Annotated in this window: 16 protein-coding genes; 12 read left to right on the top strand and 4 right to left on the bottom strand. The window is 51.4% G+C overall.

What is annotated here, in order from left to right; all coding sequences use genetic code 11:
- Positions 1–50: 50 nt before the first annotated feature.
- On the top strand, positions 51–1,463 hold the full coding sequence (gndA, locus tag ACX93W_RS06060; RefSeq protein ID WP_459391402.1) for an NADP-dependent phosphogluconate dehydrogenase: 1,413 nt from the start codon (positions 51–53) through the stop codon (positions 1,461–1,463).
- Here the strand turns inward: gndA and ACX93W_RS06055 are convergent.
- Positions 1,460–1,771, bottom strand: coding sequence for a hypothetical protein (locus tag ACX93W_RS06055; protein WP_459391401.1), 312 nt, complete (start codon positions 1,769–1,771; stop codon positions 1,460–1,462). The genes gndA and ACX93W_RS06055 overlap by 4 nt on opposite strands.
- A 145-nt stretch (positions 1,772–1,916) precedes the next feature.
- Here ACX93W_RS06055 and ACX93W_RS06050 point away from each other — a divergent pair, with 145 nt between their 5' ends.
- The 6 genes from ACX93W_RS06050 (at position 1,917) to ptsP (ending at position 8,787) form a co-directional block, all read left to right on the top strand.
- Positions 1,917–2,459: a shikimate kinase gene (locus ACX93W_RS06050; RefSeq protein ID WP_459391400.1), complete on the top strand. Its 543-nt coding sequence runs from the start codon at positions 1,917–1,919 to the stop codon at positions 2,457–2,459.
- Between the two features lie 17 nt (positions 2,460–2,476).
- The gene (aroA, locus tag ACX93W_RS06045; RefSeq protein ID WP_459391399.1) at positions 2,477–3,784 is read left to right on the top strand and encodes a 3-phosphoshikimate 1-carboxyvinyltransferase; all 1,308 of its coding nucleotides are present in this window, start codon (positions 2,477–2,479) and stop codon (positions 3,782–3,784) included.
- A 27-nt stretch (positions 3,785–3,811) separates the two neighbouring features.
- Positions 3,812–4,246 (top strand): CoA-binding protein, encoded by a 435-nt coding sequence (locus ACX93W_RS06040; protein ID WP_459391398.1) that lies wholly within the window; start codon positions 3,812–3,814, stop codon positions 4,244–4,246.
- 83 nt (positions 4,247–4,329) lie between these two features.
- Positions 4,330–4,950, top strand: a complete 621-nt coding sequence (locus ACX93W_RS06035) for a hypothetical protein (protein ID WP_459391397.1) — start codon at positions 4,330–4,332, stop codon at positions 4,948–4,950.
- Positions 4,951–5,161: 211 nt separating this feature from the next.
- Complete coding sequence (locus tag ACX93W_RS06030) at positions 5,162–7,048, top strand: glucose PTS transporter subunit IIA (RefSeq protein ID WP_459391396.1); 1,887 nt, start codon at positions 5,162–5,164, stop codon at positions 7,046–7,048.
- Entirely contained in the window at positions 7,045–8,787 is a 1,743-nt protein-coding gene (gene ptsP, locus ACX93W_RS06025) for a phosphoenolpyruvate--protein phosphotransferase (protein ID WP_459391395.1), read from the top strand. Before ACX93W_RS06030 ends, ptsP begins: the two co-directional genes overlap by 4 nt.
- Here the strand turns inward: ptsP and ACX93W_RS06020 are convergent.
- A complete protein-coding gene (locus tag ACX93W_RS06020; RefSeq protein WP_459391394.1) occupies positions 8,784–9,314 on the bottom strand; it encodes a type 1 glutamine amidotransferase domain-containing protein in 531 nt (176 codons plus the stop codon). The two genes, ptsP and ACX93W_RS06020, sit on opposite strands and share 4 nt — an antisense overlap.
- A gap of 69 nt (positions 9,315–9,383) precedes the next feature.
- On the opposite strand from ACX93W_RS06020, the gene ACX93W_RS06015 reads away from it, so the two are divergent.
- The 4 genes from ACX93W_RS06015 to ACX93W_RS06000 all read left to right on the top strand — a co-directional run bounded on the left by ACX93W_RS06015 (position 9,384) and on the right by ACX93W_RS06000 (position 12,268).
- Entirely contained in the window at positions 9,384–9,824 is a 441-nt protein-coding gene (locus ACX93W_RS06015; RefSeq protein ID WP_459391393.1) for a VanZ family protein, read from the top strand.
- A 186-nt stretch (positions 9,825–10,010) separates the two neighbouring features.
- On the top strand, positions 10,011–10,388 hold the full coding sequence (locus tag ACX93W_RS06010) for a hypothetical protein (RefSeq protein WP_459391392.1): 378 nt from the start codon (positions 10,011–10,013) through the stop codon (positions 10,386–10,388).
- Between the two features lie 171 nt (positions 10,389–10,559).
- On the top strand, positions 10,560–11,564 hold the full coding sequence (gene ccpA / locus ACX93W_RS06005; protein WP_459391391.1) for a catabolite control protein A: 1,005 nt from the start codon (positions 10,560–10,562) through the stop codon (positions 11,562–11,564).
- A 5-nt stretch (positions 11,565–11,569) separates the two neighbouring features.
- Positions 11,570–12,268, top strand: coding sequence for a 5'-methylthioadenosine/adenosylhomocysteine nucleosidase (locus ACX93W_RS06000; protein WP_459391390.1), 699 nt, complete (start codon positions 11,570–11,572; stop codon positions 12,266–12,268).
- Between the two features lie 54 nt (positions 12,269–12,322).
- Here the strand turns inward: ACX93W_RS06000 and ACX93W_RS05995 are convergent, their stop codons facing one another.
- Together ACX93W_RS05995 and ACX93W_RS05990 are read right to left on the bottom strand one after the other, a co-directional pair.
- Positions 12,323–13,504 (bottom strand): acetoin utilization protein AcuC, encoded by a 1,182-nt coding sequence (locus tag ACX93W_RS05995; RefSeq protein WP_459391389.1) that lies wholly within the window; start codon positions 13,502–13,504, stop codon positions 12,323–12,325.
- Positions 13,505–13,543: 39 nt separating this feature from the next.
- The gene (locus ACX93W_RS05990) at positions 13,544–14,197 is read right to left on the bottom strand and encodes a GNAT family N-acetyltransferase (RefSeq protein WP_459391388.1); all 654 of its coding nucleotides are present in this window, start codon (positions 14,195–14,197) and stop codon (positions 13,544–13,546) included.
- 133 nt (positions 14,198–14,330) lie between these two features.
- Between ACX93W_RS05990 and acsA the strand changes: the two genes are divergently transcribed.
- A complete protein-coding gene (gene acsA / locus ACX93W_RS05985) occupies positions 14,331–16,055 on the top strand; it encodes an acetate--CoA ligase (protein ID WP_459391387.1) in 1,725 nt (574 codons plus the stop codon).
- Positions 16,056–16,134: the final 79 nt, after the last annotated feature.

Here is a 16,134-nt window from a genome sequence, read left to right as displayed (position 1 = left end):
AATAAAGACATTGGCGACCTAAAAATAAAGATGAAGGATGGAAAAACCTGATGTCAAAACAACAAATCGGTGTAATCGGTCTGGCTGTAATGGGTAAAAACCTTGCCCTTAATATCGAAAGCAGAGGTTTTACGGTATCGGTATACAACCGCTCCCGCGAAAAAACGGATGATCTGGTAAAGGAAGCAGCAGGCAAAAACCTGGTGCCTACGTATACAATTGAAGAGTTTGTACAATCCCTTGAAACGCCGCGCAAAATTTTGATCATGGTTCAAGCCGGCGCAGGCACTGACGCTACAATCGATTCCCTGGTGCCGTTCCTGGACCAAGGCGATATCATTATCGATGGCGGCAACGCTTATTTCCCTGACACGCAGCGCCGCAGCAAAGAGCTTGAAGCCAAAGGCTTCCGCTTTATCGGCACAGGCGTATCCGGCGGCGAAGAAGGCGCGCTGAAAGGCCCGTCCATCATGCCAGGCGGACAAAAATCTGCTTATGAGCTTGTTGAGCCGATTCTGACGGCGATTTCCGCAAAGGTTGGCGAAGACGCTTGCTGTACGTACATCGGTCCGGACGGCGCTGGCCATTATGTCAAAATGGTCCACAACGGTATCGAATACGGCGACATGCAGCTGATCTGCGAAGCTTACGACTTGCTCCAAAACGTGCTGGGTCTGGGCGTGGAAGAGCTTCATGAAATCTTTACGGAGTGGAATAAAGGGGAGCTTGACAGCTACCTGATCGAAATTACGCGCGATATTTTCGCGAAATACGATCCTGAAACCGGCAAACCGATGGTGGACGTTATTTTGGACTCTGCGGGACAAAAAGGTACAGGCAAATGGACAAGCCAAAGCGCATTGGATCTCGGCGTTCCGCTTTCCATCATCACGGAATCCGTATTTACCCGCTTCCTGTCCGCAATGAAGGAAGAGCGCGTAGCGGCAAGCAAAGTGCTGAGCGGCCCGCAAAAAGCTCCGTTCCAAGGCGACAAAGCAGCCTTTATCGAAGCCGTTCGCAAAGCGCTGTTCGCCAGCAAAATCTGCTCCTACGCCCAAGGCTTCGCACAAATGCGCGCCGCATCGGAAGAGTACGGCTGGGATCTGCGCTACGGCGACATCGCGATGATTTTCCGCGGCGGCTGCATTATCCGCGCCCGCTTCCTGCAAAACATCAAGGACGCATATGACCGTGATCCTGAATTGCGCAACCTTCTGCTGGATCCTTACTTCAAGGATATCGTGCAATCGTACCAAGGCGCATGGCGTGAAGTTGTATCGGCTGCAGTAGGATGCGGAGTACCTGTTCCTGCATTCTCCAGCGCGCTGGCTTATTTCGACAGCTACCGCACCGAGCGTCTGCCTGCCAACCTGCTTCAGGCGCAGCGCGACTACTTCGGCGCTCATACGTTCAAGCGCGTTGACAAGGAAGGTTCCTTCCACTTCAACTGGCTGCAGTCCTAATCCCTTTTTTCGGAGGTCAGCCCGTATGAGGCCTCCGACAGCCAACGCCGAAGCCTTCCGGCTTCCTGATCGGAGTAATGTCTACGCTCGATCAGCGCCATGGAGGCTTCGGCGAAAGCAAGAAAGTTAAGCAACAAGCGTGGCTGCGACAGATTCAGCATAGCTGGGTCTACGTCAGCCACCTTTTTTTTGATGTAACCAAGCATCCATACCACGTCCTCGCGGCAAAGAGGGTGCCCGGCATCCAGAATTGTACGGATGCGCCGTTCCACGGAATCGGCTGAACGGTAGGCGGCATCGCCCGTCATATCGACATCACTCCTGAAAGAAATGGAATAAACAGACTCATTATTCACCATACGGCTTAATCCGCTTTTTTATACCCCGTGCTAGCAAAAAAATGATATGATGTGAGAGATGCAGACAACCTCTCACAGGCAAAGGATGAACCATATGGAATCCACAGCAACAAACAAGCTGGTGCTCGTCGGATTTATGGGAACAGGCAAATCCAGCGTTTGCAGCTTGCTTAGCGAGCGGCTTGGCTGGAGCCGGAGGGACGCGGACGAAGAAATCGTTGCGGCCGAGGGCCGAAGTATCGCTGATATCTTTGGGAGCGATGGGGAAGAGGTGTTCCGGGATATGGAGACGCGGACACTGAAGCGGCTTCTACTGGATGCTGAACCCGCTGTAATTGCTACCGGCGGAGGTGCCGTGCTGCGCGAGCTTAATTGTCAGGCTATGCTGCAGAACGGATTTGTGGTGGCGCTCACGGCCGAACCGGAAACCATTGTCTCCAGAGTCATGGGAGATAAAGGACGTCCGCTGCTTCAGGGCGATGTTGAAACGCGCGTTCGCACGCTGATGCAGCAACGCAGGAACGCATATGATTTTGCCCACTTAAATCTTGACACCACGGCTTTATCGACTGAAGAAGTTGCAGAGCTTATTATGAAGGCTTTACTGGAGAAATACCCTAATCTAACACGTAAATAAAGGAGATATCGCCCATCATGGATGTTATCGTAACGCCGACACCCAAGCTTCAGGGAGAGCTGCAGGCGCTTTCCTCCAAAAACTATACGACCCGTTATTTGCTCGTGGCCGCATTAGCGGAAGGCACAAGCACAATTTATTATCCGGCTCATAGCGAGGACAGTGACGCCATGCGTCGTTGTATCCGTGATCTTGGCGCAATCGTAGAAGAGGATGACGAAAAAATCGTCATCACCGGTTTTGGACGAAACCCCAAACCCGTGAAAGAACTCGACGTGGGCAATGCCGGAGCTGTACTTCGCTTTTTGATGGCGATTGCAAGCTTATGTCCGGACATTACCTTTATTAATCGATACCCCGAATCGCTTGGAAAGCGCCCGCATGACGATCTCATTCAATCGCTTGAAAGCATGGGCGTTTCCATTGAACATAGAGAAGGCAAACTTCCCATCAACATTAAGGGCGGCGCGCCCAAGGGCGGACATATCAAAGTATCCGGCAATATCAGCTCCCAATTTTTAAGCGCTTTGCTCTTCTTGACACCGCTTCTGGAGGAAGACAGCGAAATTGAAGTATTGCATGACCTAAAATCCAAGGTGGTTGTTGGTCAAACGCTGGAAGTGCTGGAGCAAGCGGGCATCGTTATTCATGCTGACGAGGACTATATGCGTTTCCGCGTTCCAGGCAAACAAAGCTACGCTGCCAAAACGTATTCCGTGCAAGGGGATTATCCCGGTTCCGCGGCTATTCTGGCTGCCGCTGCCGTGACTGAATCCGATGTAACCGTACATCGCTTGGTGGAAAACAGCAAGCAAGGCGAACGCGCCGTCGTTGACGTGCTTCGCATGATGGAGGTGCCGCTGAGCCACACTAACGATATCGTTACCATTAAAGGCAACGGGAAATTGAAAGCGGTGGAATTCGACGGAGACCACGCGACAGACGCGGTGCTTGCCATGGTTGCGGCTGCTGTGTTTGCGGAGGGGACTTCCCGATTCTATAACGTCGAAAATCTGCGCTATAAGGAATGCGACCGCATCACCGATTATTTGAACGAGCTTCGCAAGGCGGGGGCTTCTGTAGAAGAACGCCAAAGCGAAATTATCGTTCATGGCCGACCGGAAGGCGTGGAAGGCGGAGTAGAAATCAATGCGCATTACGATCATCGTGTTATTATGGCGCTTACGATTGTAGGTCTCCGTTCCAAAAAGCCGATCACCATTCGCGATGCTCACCATGTAGCCAAGTCTTATCCGATTTATTTTGACCATTTGAAGGCGCTTGGCGCGCAGGTGGAATGGGTGGAATCCGGACAGGCAGAGTAACACACATTTGGAAACGAGGTGTTAGCGATGGCATTCCAGAATCCTTCACGCGATGAAATCCGCGAAATATTGAACGAAAGTCAAACCATTGCGGTTGTAGGTTTATCGGATAATCCGGAGAGGGTCTCCTATATGGTTTCGGAAGCTATGATTCAGAAGGGATACACCATTATTCCAGTTAATCCCAACGCCGAAACCATCCTGGGGCAAAAGAGCTATAAGTCGCTCAAAGACGTGCCCGTTCCGGTAGATATCGTTAATGTATTTAGACGCAGCGAGCATACGCCTCCCGTGGCGGAGGAAGCCGTAGCCATCGGCGCTAAAACGCTTTGGCTTCAACTCGGCGTGCAGCATGAGGATGCTGCTGCGATTGGCGAGGCAGGCGGTGTGCGGGTAATTATGGACCGCTGCATTAAAGTGGAAGACTCCATTTTGCTGCCACATGGAAAATCCAAAACCTGACGGTAATAAAATTAGCGGTTCTCCAGCACAATAAGAAAGGCTTCCAGTCGGAAGACCCTAGCTTAGGCCAAGGAGGACTTTACGTGAATCAATTTTCGCAGCAGTCGACAACGTACCAAGGACAAGGCTTCCAGCAACAGCAGCAATACGAGCCAAGCGGCTACGTGCAATCCCATTATCAGGGGCAGCTAAGCCAACCGACGTTTAATCAACAGTCAAGCTCGATTGTAGGAAGACCGCAAGGCGGTTATTCCGGCATGCAATCCGGAAACTTCGGCAGCATGGGGCAAGCCGCGCCTATTTCCCGTACGTTTACGCAATCGGCTGTTCCGAACCAATCGTACACGTCGCATGGGCAGGTACAGAGCCATGCAAGCTCGCCGGCAACGGCATTTGGCAATGTAGGACCGGTCATCGCCCATGTCGGCTATCAAGCCGGCACACAGCAACAGTACGGTGGCCAGCATTCACTGTACCAGCCATCTAACTTTGGTTACCAGCAGCAAGCCCATGCGCCGTTTGCAGGCCAGAATTACGGCAACATGAATGCTTCCCAAAACTTCGGCACGCCCGCGCATTCCCAAACGCCATTAAGCCCGGTCTATCAAGCGACTCATGCTTATGAGCAAGCGGGTCCGGTTATCGCCCATTTTGGCGGCTGGCAAAACAACAGCCAAGGCGGATATCAAGGCGGCAGCCGATAACAAGCCGTTTTTTTTAAACTGCTCCAGCCTGTCAGCAAAAGAATCATCAACAGAGCGGGCCGCCGGCCCGCTTTTTAATGTCTGTTTTTAGATGCAAAAGAGTTTTGACAAAAGGCAACGGAGCGCGTAACATCGAGATAGAGAAAAAAGGGAGCGCTTTCTGTCTTGTCATTTGCTTTTTATCCATTTTGTCCCTGGTAGGAGGTCCATTATGTCATTTATGGGAAACCTGCAGCAGTTGGGCCGGGCGTTTATGCTGCCAATGATTGTGCTACCGGCGGCCGCGGTGTTTCTCAGCCTTAGCCAACTGCCGTGGGATTACATAGGTTTACCCGGCATGTCCCAGCATCTGAAAGCAGCAAGCGATGTTATATTTTTGTATTTGCCGTATATATTTGCAGTAGGGATAGCCCTGGGCATGACGGGAAATGCCCTTTCCGCAGGGTTGGCTTCGCTCGTAAGCATGTTTATTTACAGCGGCATTACAAGTTCGGCCAATCCCGACATCGAAATCACGGTATTAATCGGCGCCATTATCGGGATCGCGTCAGGCATGAGCCACGAACGGTTTAAGGATTTAAGGCTGCCGGAATACATCCAATTTTTTGGCGGACCGCGTTTTGTCCCGCTATTTATGAGCTTTGTGTCGCTGCTGTTTGCGATCGGCATGATTAATTTTGCTCCCCATCTGGAGCATTTGCTCATACGGCTTGGCGAGTTGACCGCGGAAAGCGGCGGCTTTGGCGTTTTTTTATTTGGCTTTATCCAGAGAATTCTCGTTATTTTTGGGCTGCATCATTTGGTAAGCCACGTTTTCTGGTTCCAGATCGGGGGATACGAGACGGCGGCGGGAAATATCGTTTATGGCGATTTGCCTCGTTTTTTTGCCGGCGATCCTACGGCGGGCTCCTATATGGCGGGATTATATCCCACAATGATGTTTGCGTTGCCTGCCATTGCGTTTGCCATTATCCATGAAGCGCGGGAAGATTTAAAGCCCAAAATCCGCAAAACGTTTCTTTATGCTGCGTTGGCTTCCTTTTTGACTGGAGTCACAGAACCGGTAGAGTTTGCATTCCTGTTTGTTGCGCCATACTTGTACATCGTGCATGCCATCTTGTCGGGCATCATTATGTGGGTGACCTACGAACTTGGCATACTGCATGGTTTTTCGTTTTCCGCCGGCGCGATTGATTATTTGCTGAATCAGCATTTGGCGACACGCGGGTGGTTGATCATCCCGATCGGCATTGTTGTCAGCGTGTTTTATTACACGTTGTTTCGATGGGCGATCCGAAGATTCCGTATCCCGACGCCCGGGCGCGAGGAGGGTTCGCAGCTGGATGAATGGGCGGGCGACATCCCTTACCGTGCTCCGCTTATTCTTCAGGCAATCGGTGGCAAGCAAAATATTGTGCAGATGGAGTCCTGTATCACCCGTCTCAGACTAAAGCTGGCCAATGAGCGCGTGCTGGATATTAACGCCTTGCGCAGCTTGGGAGCGGCTGGCGTTATACAACTGGGCGGGGGCCATGTACAGGTTGTTTTCGGCACCTATTCTGAATTGATACGGGCGGAGATGCTGAAGGCGATTCAGCGCGATCAGGAGCAGGTGTTGTTCCACTCGCCGATGCAAGGCCGCATGATTCCGCTGGAGGAAGTGCCGGATCCTATTTTTTCGGGCAAGCTGGTGGGGCAAGGCGTTGCTTTCCTGCCGGATAAGGGAGAACTGGTTTCTCCGGTAAAAGGGACGGTTATTCATATTTATCCTACGATGCATGCGCTTGGCATCCGAACGCCGGAAGGGCTCGAGGTGCTGCTGCATATCGGAATCGATACGTCCGGTCTGGCTGGCAAAGGGTATTTCGAGGCGTTGGTCGGTGAAGGCGACGAGGTTACGCCCGGCATGCTGCTTGTGCGCTTTAACTTGCAGCGAATTCGCAAAGAAAGCAAATCGCTTGCTACGCCTATGGTCATTACAAATCCCGATATGGTACAGTCCTGGCGGTATGCGCCGTTTAAAGCGGTCAAGAAGGGACAGTCCTCAGTCATGTCGGTTGTACTTAAAGAGAGAAATGGTGGAGGGGAAAGGCAATGATTACAGGAATTGGAGCTTCGCCGGGTATAGCGATCGGCAAGGCGTTTGTGCTGCCGAACTGGGAATGGGAGGTGCCTGAGCAGCGAATCGACGTGGCGGATTTTGCCAGAGAGTTCGAACGGGTCTACGAGGGGATCCGAACGTCCAAACACGAAATTCAGCAGATTAGAGATGAACTGTGCGAAGTGGTTGGCCGGGAAGAATCCCATATCTTCGACGCTCACATCGCCATTTTGGACGATCCTGTTTTCATGAACGAAATTCAAGGCATTATTCAGCGTCAATACAAAGCGGCCGAAGTAGCGGTTAAGGAAGCCATCGACCATTTCGTGACCATGTTTGATTTGCTTGACGACGACTATATGAAGGAGCGAGCTCTGGATATCAAGGATGTTGGCAACCGGCTGCTCAAGCATCTGCTGGGCGTTCCCGAAATCAAGCTTCCGTCGGATACGCAGCCATTTATCCTGATCGCCAAGGAGTTGTCTCCTTCCCAACTGGTCAACACAAATTCCGACCATGTATTAGGTATTGTGACCCTTGCGGGCAGCACAACCTCCCATACTTCCATCATGGCGCGCGCGCTTGGCATTCCGCTGGTTGTTGGCGTGGAAGCCGCCTTAAAGGAGCCGATAACTACGGGACAGTCATTAGTCATCAATGGAACCGACGGTTCGGTCTATATCCATCCCGACAAAGATACCGTTGCCTTTTACAGGCAGCTGCAGCAACGGCAGAGCGAAGACAAACGCAGACTGCAGCATTTGGTAAACACCCCGTCGGTGACGCCGGACGGCAAGGCGCTGAGGCTGGACGCCAACATCAGCTCGCTGAAGGAGCTCGATATCGCTTTGTCTGGAGGCGCAGCGGGCGTGGGCTTGTTCCGAACGGAATTTCTGTATATGGACCGCAACCGGTTTCCGAAGGAAGAGGAGCAGCTGGCTGTGTACCGCAGCGTTGCGGAGAAGCTTGGCGGCGAAAATTTGGTTATCCGCACGCTGGATATTGGCGGCGACAAACATCTGGACTATTTTGAACATCCGGAAGAAGATAACCCTTTTATGGGATACCGAGCCATCCGAATTTCGCTGGATCGCAAAGATTTATTCAAGACGCAGCTTCGCGCGATTTTGCGGGCGAGCGCATACGGAAATATCAAGTTGATGTACCCGCTCATTACGTCGGTGGACGAGGTTCGGGCCGCCAACGAAGTGTTGGCCGAAGCAAAAAGCGAGCTGGATGCGGAAGGGCTGGATTATGACCGGGATATCGAGGTCGGGATCATGATTGAAGTTCCGGCTGCGGTCATGATTGCGGACCTGTTGGCATGCGAGGTTGATTTTTTCAGCATCGGCACAAATGATCTGGTCCAGTTTACGCTTGCGGTAGACCGGATGAACGAGGAAATCTCCCATCTGTACGAGCCGTTTCACCCCGCCTTGCTTCGGATGCTGAAGCTGACGGTGGAAGCTGCGAAGGCGCAGGGCATTCGGGTTGGCGTTTGCGGCGAATTGGCCGGCGATTTGCGGGCTTTGCCGTTATGGCTCAGTCTGGATGTGGACGGGCTGAGCATGTCGGCTCATTCCATCCTGCCGATGAAGGAGAGAGTGCTGCTGACTGAGCGCGAGGCTTGCAGCGGAGTTGCCGACAAGCTTCAGGGCTGCCGAACCAGCCGCGAGCTGATTGCGGCGCTTCAGTCATTCATGGATAAGCTGGATAAAAAAACAGCGAATGGTTAACCCATTCGCTGCTCCAGCGCATCAACAAACGCTTTGGCATAAGGCGGCAGATCGGGCGGACGGCGAGCTGAAATCAGATTGCCGTCAACTACAACCGCTTCGTCGTACCAGGTTGCCCCGGCATTTTCCATATCATCACGGATGCCAGGCGTAGAAGTGACCTTCCTGCCCTCCAAAATTTTGGCGGAAATCAAGACCCAGCCCGCATGGCAAATTTGGCCAATCGGCTTATCCTGCGCATTCAACTCCTGAACAAGCTGAAGCACTTTGGGATAACGCCGCAGCTTGTCCGGCGCCCAGCCTCCCGGAACCAGAAGCCCATGGATATCGCTGCTTGCGACTTCGTCGAAGGACAGGTCGGCAACGGCGGGCACGCCATATTTGCCGATGTGGGTTTTCCCCTTTTGCGGCCCTGCATACAATACGGTTGCTCCGGCTTCTCTGACCCGGTATACGGGATACCACAGCTCCAGATCCTCAAATTCATCATCCAGCAGGCAGATGACGGTTTTGTTCTGCAACGTCATGTTCCGAATTCCTCCTTTACGTTTTTAAGTAGAATAGCGATACAAAACTATTGTAACGAAGGAGCAATCATGAAGCAAATCCACAAAGCCGCAAGCGGAGATTGGCTCCGTCGAGCGGCAAGATTTATTCCCGCCCTCATCTGGATGGGCGTCATCTATTGGCTGTCCTCCAAGACGGGAGACGAAATCGGCAGTGTGCTGCCGTTTTTCCAAACGTTTTTTCCCCGCATGACGGATTTTAATTGGGGCCATTTTGTGTCTTATTTTATTTTGGCCGCAGCTTTCGACTATGGTTTCGGCAAGCGCAGCGAACGGTTCCTGTTTAAGCTGCTGATTATTTTGCTTTGCGGACTCTACGGGGTGACGGACGAATACCATCAGCAGTTTGTAGGCGGGCGGATGATGGACGCGGCCGATGTGCGAAACGACATGATCGGGGCTGCGATCTGGTGCATCGTTGTATCCATTCCTTTTGCAAGGCGGAGATGGAGACGATGGACGGGGGAGTAAAGCGGTTTTTTGAACACTCATTTGTAGCAAAAATTACATACGTCAGACAAGCAGGAGTTTTGGCAAAAAAGGTCGAATATTTTACTCAATCTCATTATGCTAGTGCAAGGATGTATAGCGTTGACGCGCTATGAGAAGGAGTGGACCCATTTGCGGAAAAAATGCAATTGCGGAGAAATGATGACCATGAAGTTGCGTACAGTCATTTATTCCGGCAAAGTTGAAATTGATAATGTACCGATTTTCTCCTGCGCGGCTTGCAGCAGAAGCGAAGTCATACCTGAGGTAAAACCGGATCTGACGGGACTGATTGCAGGACTTGGCTCGGAGCCCGACAAACAAACCTTCCTGTTTAACGAATGCAATGAATGGGCAGATTTGTTAGTGGAGGCCAAGGTGAACAAAAGCAGGCCCGAACCGGAAGACGTGGAGCAATTGATCGCTCACCGGGTCAATGCTCTTCTGGATATGTACTTACTGGCGCAAAGCCTGAATGACGAAACCTGGCTGGCCGATTTGAAAAAAAGGCTGGGCCAGTTAAGCCGCCGCAAGCTACATACATAGGCATTCCTCTACTCATGATTAACCTTCATATGAAGTTTAGGATCATTCTCACAGGCGCCGTTTTCATTCCATTTTCAAGGTAACATTGCGAAAAGTAATATTTTGTCGTATGATTACGTTATTATGCGTCGAGCGATAGATTAAAAATCTGAGCAAATGGGGAGAGAATCCGTGACGGTAACAATTTATGATGTAGCAAGAGAAGCAGGTGTATCCATGGCTACGGTTTCCCGGGTCGTCAACAACAACCCCAATGTGAAACCGGCTACCCGAAAAAAGGTTTATGAAGCAATCGAGCGTCTCGGTTATCGCCCCAATGCGGTTGCCCGCGGTCTCGCGAGCAAAAAAACCACGACGGTTGGCGTCGTTATTCCCGACATTTCCAACGCTATTTTCGCGGAAGTTGCGCGTGGCATAGAAGATATCGCCAATATGTATCACTATAATATTATTTTGTGCAACGCCGACAAGAAAAAGGACAAGGAAATCCGCGTCATCAATACGCTGCTGGAAAAGCAGGTAGACGGTCTGCTGTTTATGGGCGGAGCGGTGACGGAGGATCATGTTGGAGCGTTCAAAAGCGCCAATGTTCCTATCGTTCTTTGCGCAACAAGCGACGATCATAATGTTATTCCTTCCGTGGATATTAACCATGAGGAAGCTGCTTATGACGCCGTGATGAAGCTAATTAGCCAGGGTCATTCCAAAATTGCGATGATTAGCGGTACGCTTCAGGATCCTTCCAATGGTTATGCCAGATTCCAAGGCTACAAACGCGCGTTGGAATCCGCAGGTATTTCGTATGACGAAAGCCTGGTTCGAATCGGCAACTATCGTTATGAATCCGGCGTAGAGGCGATGAAATATTTTATCGAGCTGCCTCAACGCCCCACTGCGGTTTTCTCCGCTACGGACGAGATGGCGATTGGCGCCATTCATTGCATTCAGGATTCCGGTCTTCAAGTGCCGGGCGATATCTCCATCATTAGCGTGGACAACAGCCGCATGGCTTCGATGGTTCGCCCTCAGCTGACGGCCGTTGCACAGCCAATGTATGATATTGGCGCGGTGTCGATGCGACTTTTGACCAAATTAATGAAAAAAGAAAATGTCGAACAATCCAAAGTGGTATTGCCACATGAAATTGTTGTGCGTCAGTCCGTTGGAGGAATTTAGTCAGCATGTCTATTCAGAAAATCGGCATCATCGGCGCCATGGAGGAAGAAATCGAGCTGCTGCATCAGCAGGTCGAAAAGGCGTCGCATTTTGTAAAAGCAGGTATTTCGTATTACGAAGGCCTTTTTCATGGCAAGGAAGTTATCTTCTGCAAATCCGGTGTAGGGAAAGTTAACGCGGCTGTCTGTACGCAAGTGATGCTGGATGCGGGAGCAACCAGCGTATTGTTTACTGGAGTCGCAGGAGCGTTGGATCCCGTATTGAATATTGGAGACATCGTTATTTCCTCAAGCTGTATCCAGCATGACGTTGATGTGACGCCCCTGGGCTTCAAGCGAGGAGAAATACCGTACCAGGCCCGCTCGGAATTTATGGCCGACAGAAAGCTGGTTAAGCTGGCGCAGGACGCGGGGGACAGACTGTTCCCGGGCCGCTGCCTAGTCGGCAAGGTATTGTCGGGCGATCAATTTATCGCCAGCCGAACTATTGTCGATGAGCTGTATAGTTCCTTTGGCGGAGCTTGCGCCGAAATGGAAGGTGCCGCAGTAGCTCAGGTATGCGATATGAACGAGACACCTTATGTCGTCATTCGTTCCATGTCTGACAAGGCAGATGGTTCAGCTCATGTCAACTTTGCGGAGTTTACTTTACAAGCCTCGGAAAATTCTTTCCTGATGATTCAGGAACTGGTTAAAGGCCTTTAATTGAAAGAGCAGCAGGGACAACAATTCCCTGCTGCTCTTTTTTTGCGGCCTCTTCTAAAGGTCTTGGATAGCGATCTCCAGCATGGACCGGTTGGCTTCGGTAATTTGCTGACGCCTGGGAATGGCGGAAATCGCGTTCCTTTCATCCAGCCAATAACGTGGCAAGGGAAACGGACTGCGAGCCTTCCAGCGCTTTAGCCAGCCGCCAGGCAGCCTCAGCTTTTTGTGGCCAGCAATTTCCTTTGCTAGCTTATGGTCGGTCATCTCCAGCCAAACCATTGACCAGGCGCGCGGTACAACGCGCCAGTGGTCATACCCGCCGCCTCCGACGGCTATCCATCGGCCTTGGCAATAGTCATGGGCTAACTCATGAATAAGGGCAGGAATGCGGGAGTAAATGTTCATACTGCAGTGGATATGGGACAATGGATCAAATGCATGAGCGTCGCAGCCATGCTGGCTCAAAATGACATCGGGCCGAAAGCTGGCCACGACCTTCCGCAAGCTGCCTTCAAAGCATTCCAGCCAGGATTCATCTTCGGTATAAGGCTCCAAAGGGAGATTAAAGCAGCTTCCGAACCCTTTGTCAGCTCCTTTTTCGTAAACATATCCGCTCCCCGGAAAAAGAAACTTTCCGGTTTCGTGGATGGAATACGTACAAACCTCGGGATCATCATAAAAGCACCATTGAACGCCGTCGCCATGATGAACATCGGTGTCGATATACAATACTTTTGCACCGTAGCGCTGACGGATGTAGGCAATAGCAATGGCTGCGTCATTATAGACGCAAAAGCCGGCAGCGCGGTCTGGAAAGGCGTGATGGAGCCCTCCTGCCATATGGTATGCATGCTGAACTCGACCGCTCATAACAGCTCCTGCGGCGGATAAGGTGCCCGACACGATGCTGGAGGCCGCTTGGTGAAGGCCGGGGAAAAAAGGGGTATCGTCTCCATCCTGGAGCCCGTATTGCTCGCTAAGAACGCTTTTGCTGCGGGGATCTGCTTCATCGTCCAGTTGTTTTACTGCTCTTATATAATCGGTTCGATGGATGAGGGAGAGCAGCTCGTCGCTGGCATCAATATCGGGTTCCCTTATTTCCTCATCCGTTAATGCACCGCTTTCCTTCAACAGGTCCATACTTAACATTAGCCTGACAGGATCAAACGGATGCTCCTCATTAAATTTGTAAGCTTCCGCGCCGCGATGATGAAAGAAAAAAGCATTCCAATCCATAAAGGCCTCAAGTCCTTTCCCGCCTGAAGCGGTTCGATATCAATACATATAGCGGTTGCGGAAGCGAACGCTGTCAAATTTCTGAATGGAGTCCAGCGGCACCTCCTTGCCAATGCGAACCATCAGACAGTTGGCGGGATGGGAGCAGATTTCGGGATCATCCGTAGCGTACCAGATCATACCTGCGGACTTCATCAGCTTTTCCATCATGGTCCGGTAATCCCATACGCTGAGACCGGTTCCCTCCAGATCCCAGTGCCAATAATATTCCGTTGTAAAAACAATCATGTTTTCGAACTGATCCTCTTCAAAAGCGAGAGCAATCATTTTTTTTCCAAGTCCAAGCGATCGGTAATCCTTCGCCACTTCCACGGCGCCAAGCTCCAGTAAATCCGCCATACCGCCTTCAGACCAGCGTTCCAGTTCGTCGGGATAATGAAAGGTGACATATCCCACAATGGTTGATTGATTTCGCGCGACATATATTTTTCCTTCAGGCAGCCCGGCAATGTCAATCAAGGCTTCATGCTGTTCCGCTGGACGGCGAAAGGCATCCAGAGAGGGATGCATATCGAATAGAGCCAGCTTATCCGGCGGCACGGGACCTTCAATAAGGAGAGAGGCGCTATCTCCGCAATCTCGGCCATCTCTATCCTTCAGTTGAATTTGTAGATAATGTTTGCGGTGCTCCATATCACAGTTGCCCCTTTCGTAGGGAGTGAAAACCGTAGTGGAAATGAAATTAGATGTGCTATAATGGGGTAGGCATTTTTGTAAGCGCATACTCTTTTCTTATCACAATAGGAATGGATAGGAGAGTGAACCCATGATCAACTTGCATCAAGAACGTATACCGGCAACAGCAGCAGACAGTCATCTTAAGCAATACGACGAAGCAGCGGCTTCCTTCTCTTGGGGGGAAGTTGAAAAGCAGTTCAGTTGGCATACCACAGGCAAGGTGAACATGGCATACGAGGCGATAGACCGTCACGTGGAAGCCGGAAAAGGCGATAAGACAGCGCTCCACTATAGCGATGGCATACGCGATGAAGCGTATACCTTCCGCGATTTGGCGCAGTTATCCAACCGATTCGCCAATGTGTTGGGCAAACTCGGCATTACGAAGGGCGATCGGGTATTTATTTTTATGCCGCGAACGCCAGAGCTGTATGCCAGCGTGCTTGGAGCTCTCAAGATCGGCGCAGTCGTTGGTCCGCTGTTCGAGGCTTTCATGGAAACGGCGGTAAAGGACAGGCTGCAGGACAGCGGCGCTGTCGCTATCGTAACGACTCCGGCGCTGTTGTCTCGCATTAAGAGAGAAGAGCTGCCTCTTTTGAAGCATATTATTGTGTATGGAGACGATATGCCGGAAGATTCCGGTTTAATCAGCTATAAGGATGCAGTAAACGAAGCATCCGATCATGCGGATATCGTCTGGCTTGACCGGGAAGACGGTCTTATTCTCCATTATACATCAGGCTCCACCGGCAAGCCAAAGGGTGTTTTTCATGTCCAAAATGCGATGATTCAACATTACTATACCGGCCGGATCGTGCTGGATCTGCGCGAGGACGATGTTTATTGGTGCACCGCGGACCCTGGTTGGGTTACTGGCACCTCGTACGGCATTTTTGCTCCCTGGCTAAACGGCGTAACAATGGTCGTGCGGGGAGGGCGCTTCAGCCCAGGAGACTGGTACAGCGTCATTCAAAAATATGGCGTTACCGTCTGGTACAGCGCTCCAACGGCTTTTCGCATGCTGATGGGTGCAGGGGATCATCTGGTCAATGACTATGATCTCACAAGCCTGCGCCATGTGCTTAGCGTGGGGGAGCCGCTTAATCCGGAAGTCGTGCGCTGGGGACTTAAAGTTTACGGCAAGCGCATCCATGATACCTGGTGGATGACGGAAACCGGCGCGCAATTAATTTGCAATTATCCCAGCATGGATATTAAACCCGGCTCTATGGGCAAGCCGATTCCCGGCGTAAAGGCCGCCATCATCGACGACGGAGGGAACGTGCTGCCGCCATACCGGATGGGTAACCTGGCTATAGCCGTGCCTTGGCCGTCCATGATGCGCAAAGTCTGGAATAATGACAGCAAATACAGCGAGTATTTCCGAATCAAAGGCTGGTATGTATCCGGCGATTCCGCCTACATGGATGAAGACGGCTATTTCTGGTTTCAAGGCCGTATCGACGATGTAATCAACACGGCAGGGGAGCGGGTTGGCCCGTTTGAGGTGGAAAGCAAGCTGGTGGAGCATCCCGCGGTGGCGGAAGCCGGAGTTATCGGCAAACCGGACCCTGTGCGGGGAGAAATTATTAAAGCGTTTATCGCGCTTAGAGAAGGCTTCCAGCCCTCCGAGGAATTAAAGAAGGAGATTGCTTCATTTGTAAAAGCGGGTTTATCCGCGCACGCGGCTCCAAGAGAAATCGAATTTAAGGAAAAGCTGCCCAAAACGCGCAGCGGTAAAATTATGCGCCGTGTGCTTAAGGCATGGGAGCTTGATTTGCCGACGGGGGATTTGTCGACTATCGAAGATTAAAGCGGCAAGGAACTGCGAAAACAGCATACACTCCCTAGCAAAAAAGGCCTCAATCTCCACTACATAGTGGAAATTGAGG

The organism is Paenibacillus sp. CAU 1782, assembly GCF_054551715.1.
This window is presented reverse-complemented; position numbering and strand designations above follow the sequence as displayed.

Coding starts and splice junctions, on each gene's coding strand:
- gndA (WP_459391402.1), top strand. CDS start 51: ATGTCAAAACAACAAATCGGTGTAATCGGTCTGGCTGTAATGGGTAAA.
- ACX93W_RS06055 (WP_459391401.1), bottom strand. CDS start 1,771: ATGACGGGCGATGCCGCCTACCGTTCAGCCGATTCCGTGGAACGGCGC.
- ACX93W_RS06050 (WP_459391400.1), top strand. CDS start 1,917: ATGGAATCCACAGCAACAAACAAGCTGGTGCTCGTCGGATTTATGGGA.
- aroA (WP_459391399.1), top strand. CDS start 2,477: ATGGATGTTATCGTAACGCCGACACCCAAGCTTCAGGGAGAGCTGCAG.
- ACX93W_RS06040 (WP_459391398.1), top strand. CDS start 3,812: ATGGCATTCCAGAATCCTTCACGCGATGAAATCCGCGAAATATTGAAC.
- ACX93W_RS06030 (WP_459391396.1), top strand. CDS start 5,162: ATGTCATTTATGGGAAACCTGCAGCAGTTGGGCCGGGCGTTTATGCTG.
- ptsP (WP_459391395.1), top strand. CDS start 7,045: ATGATTACAGGAATTGGAGCTTCGCCGGGTATAGCGATCGGCAAGGCG.
- ACX93W_RS06020 (WP_459391394.1), bottom strand. CDS start 9,314: ATGACGTTGCAGAACAAAACCGTCATCTGCCTGCTGGATGATGAATTT.
- ACX93W_RS06015 (WP_459391393.1), top strand. CDS start 9,384: ATGAAGCAAATCCACAAAGCCGCAAGCGGAGATTGGCTCCGTCGAGCG.
- ACX93W_RS06010 (WP_459391392.1), top strand. CDS start 10,011: ATGAAGTTGCGTACAGTCATTTATTCCGGCAAAGTTGAAATTGATAAT.
- ACX93W_RS06000 (WP_459391390.1), top strand. CDS start 11,570: ATGTCTATTCAGAAAATCGGCATCATCGGCGCCATGGAGGAAGAAATC.
- ACX93W_RS05995 (WP_459391389.1), bottom strand. CDS start 13,504: ATGGATTGGAATGCTTTTTTCTTTCATCATCGCGGCGCGGAAGCTTAC.
- ACX93W_RS05990 (WP_459391388.1), bottom strand. CDS start 14,197: ATGGAGCACCGCAAACATTATCTACAAATTCAACTGAAGGATAGAGAT.
- acsA (WP_459391387.1), top strand. CDS start 14,331: ATGATCAACTTGCATCAAGAACGTATACCGGCAACAGCAGCAGACAGT.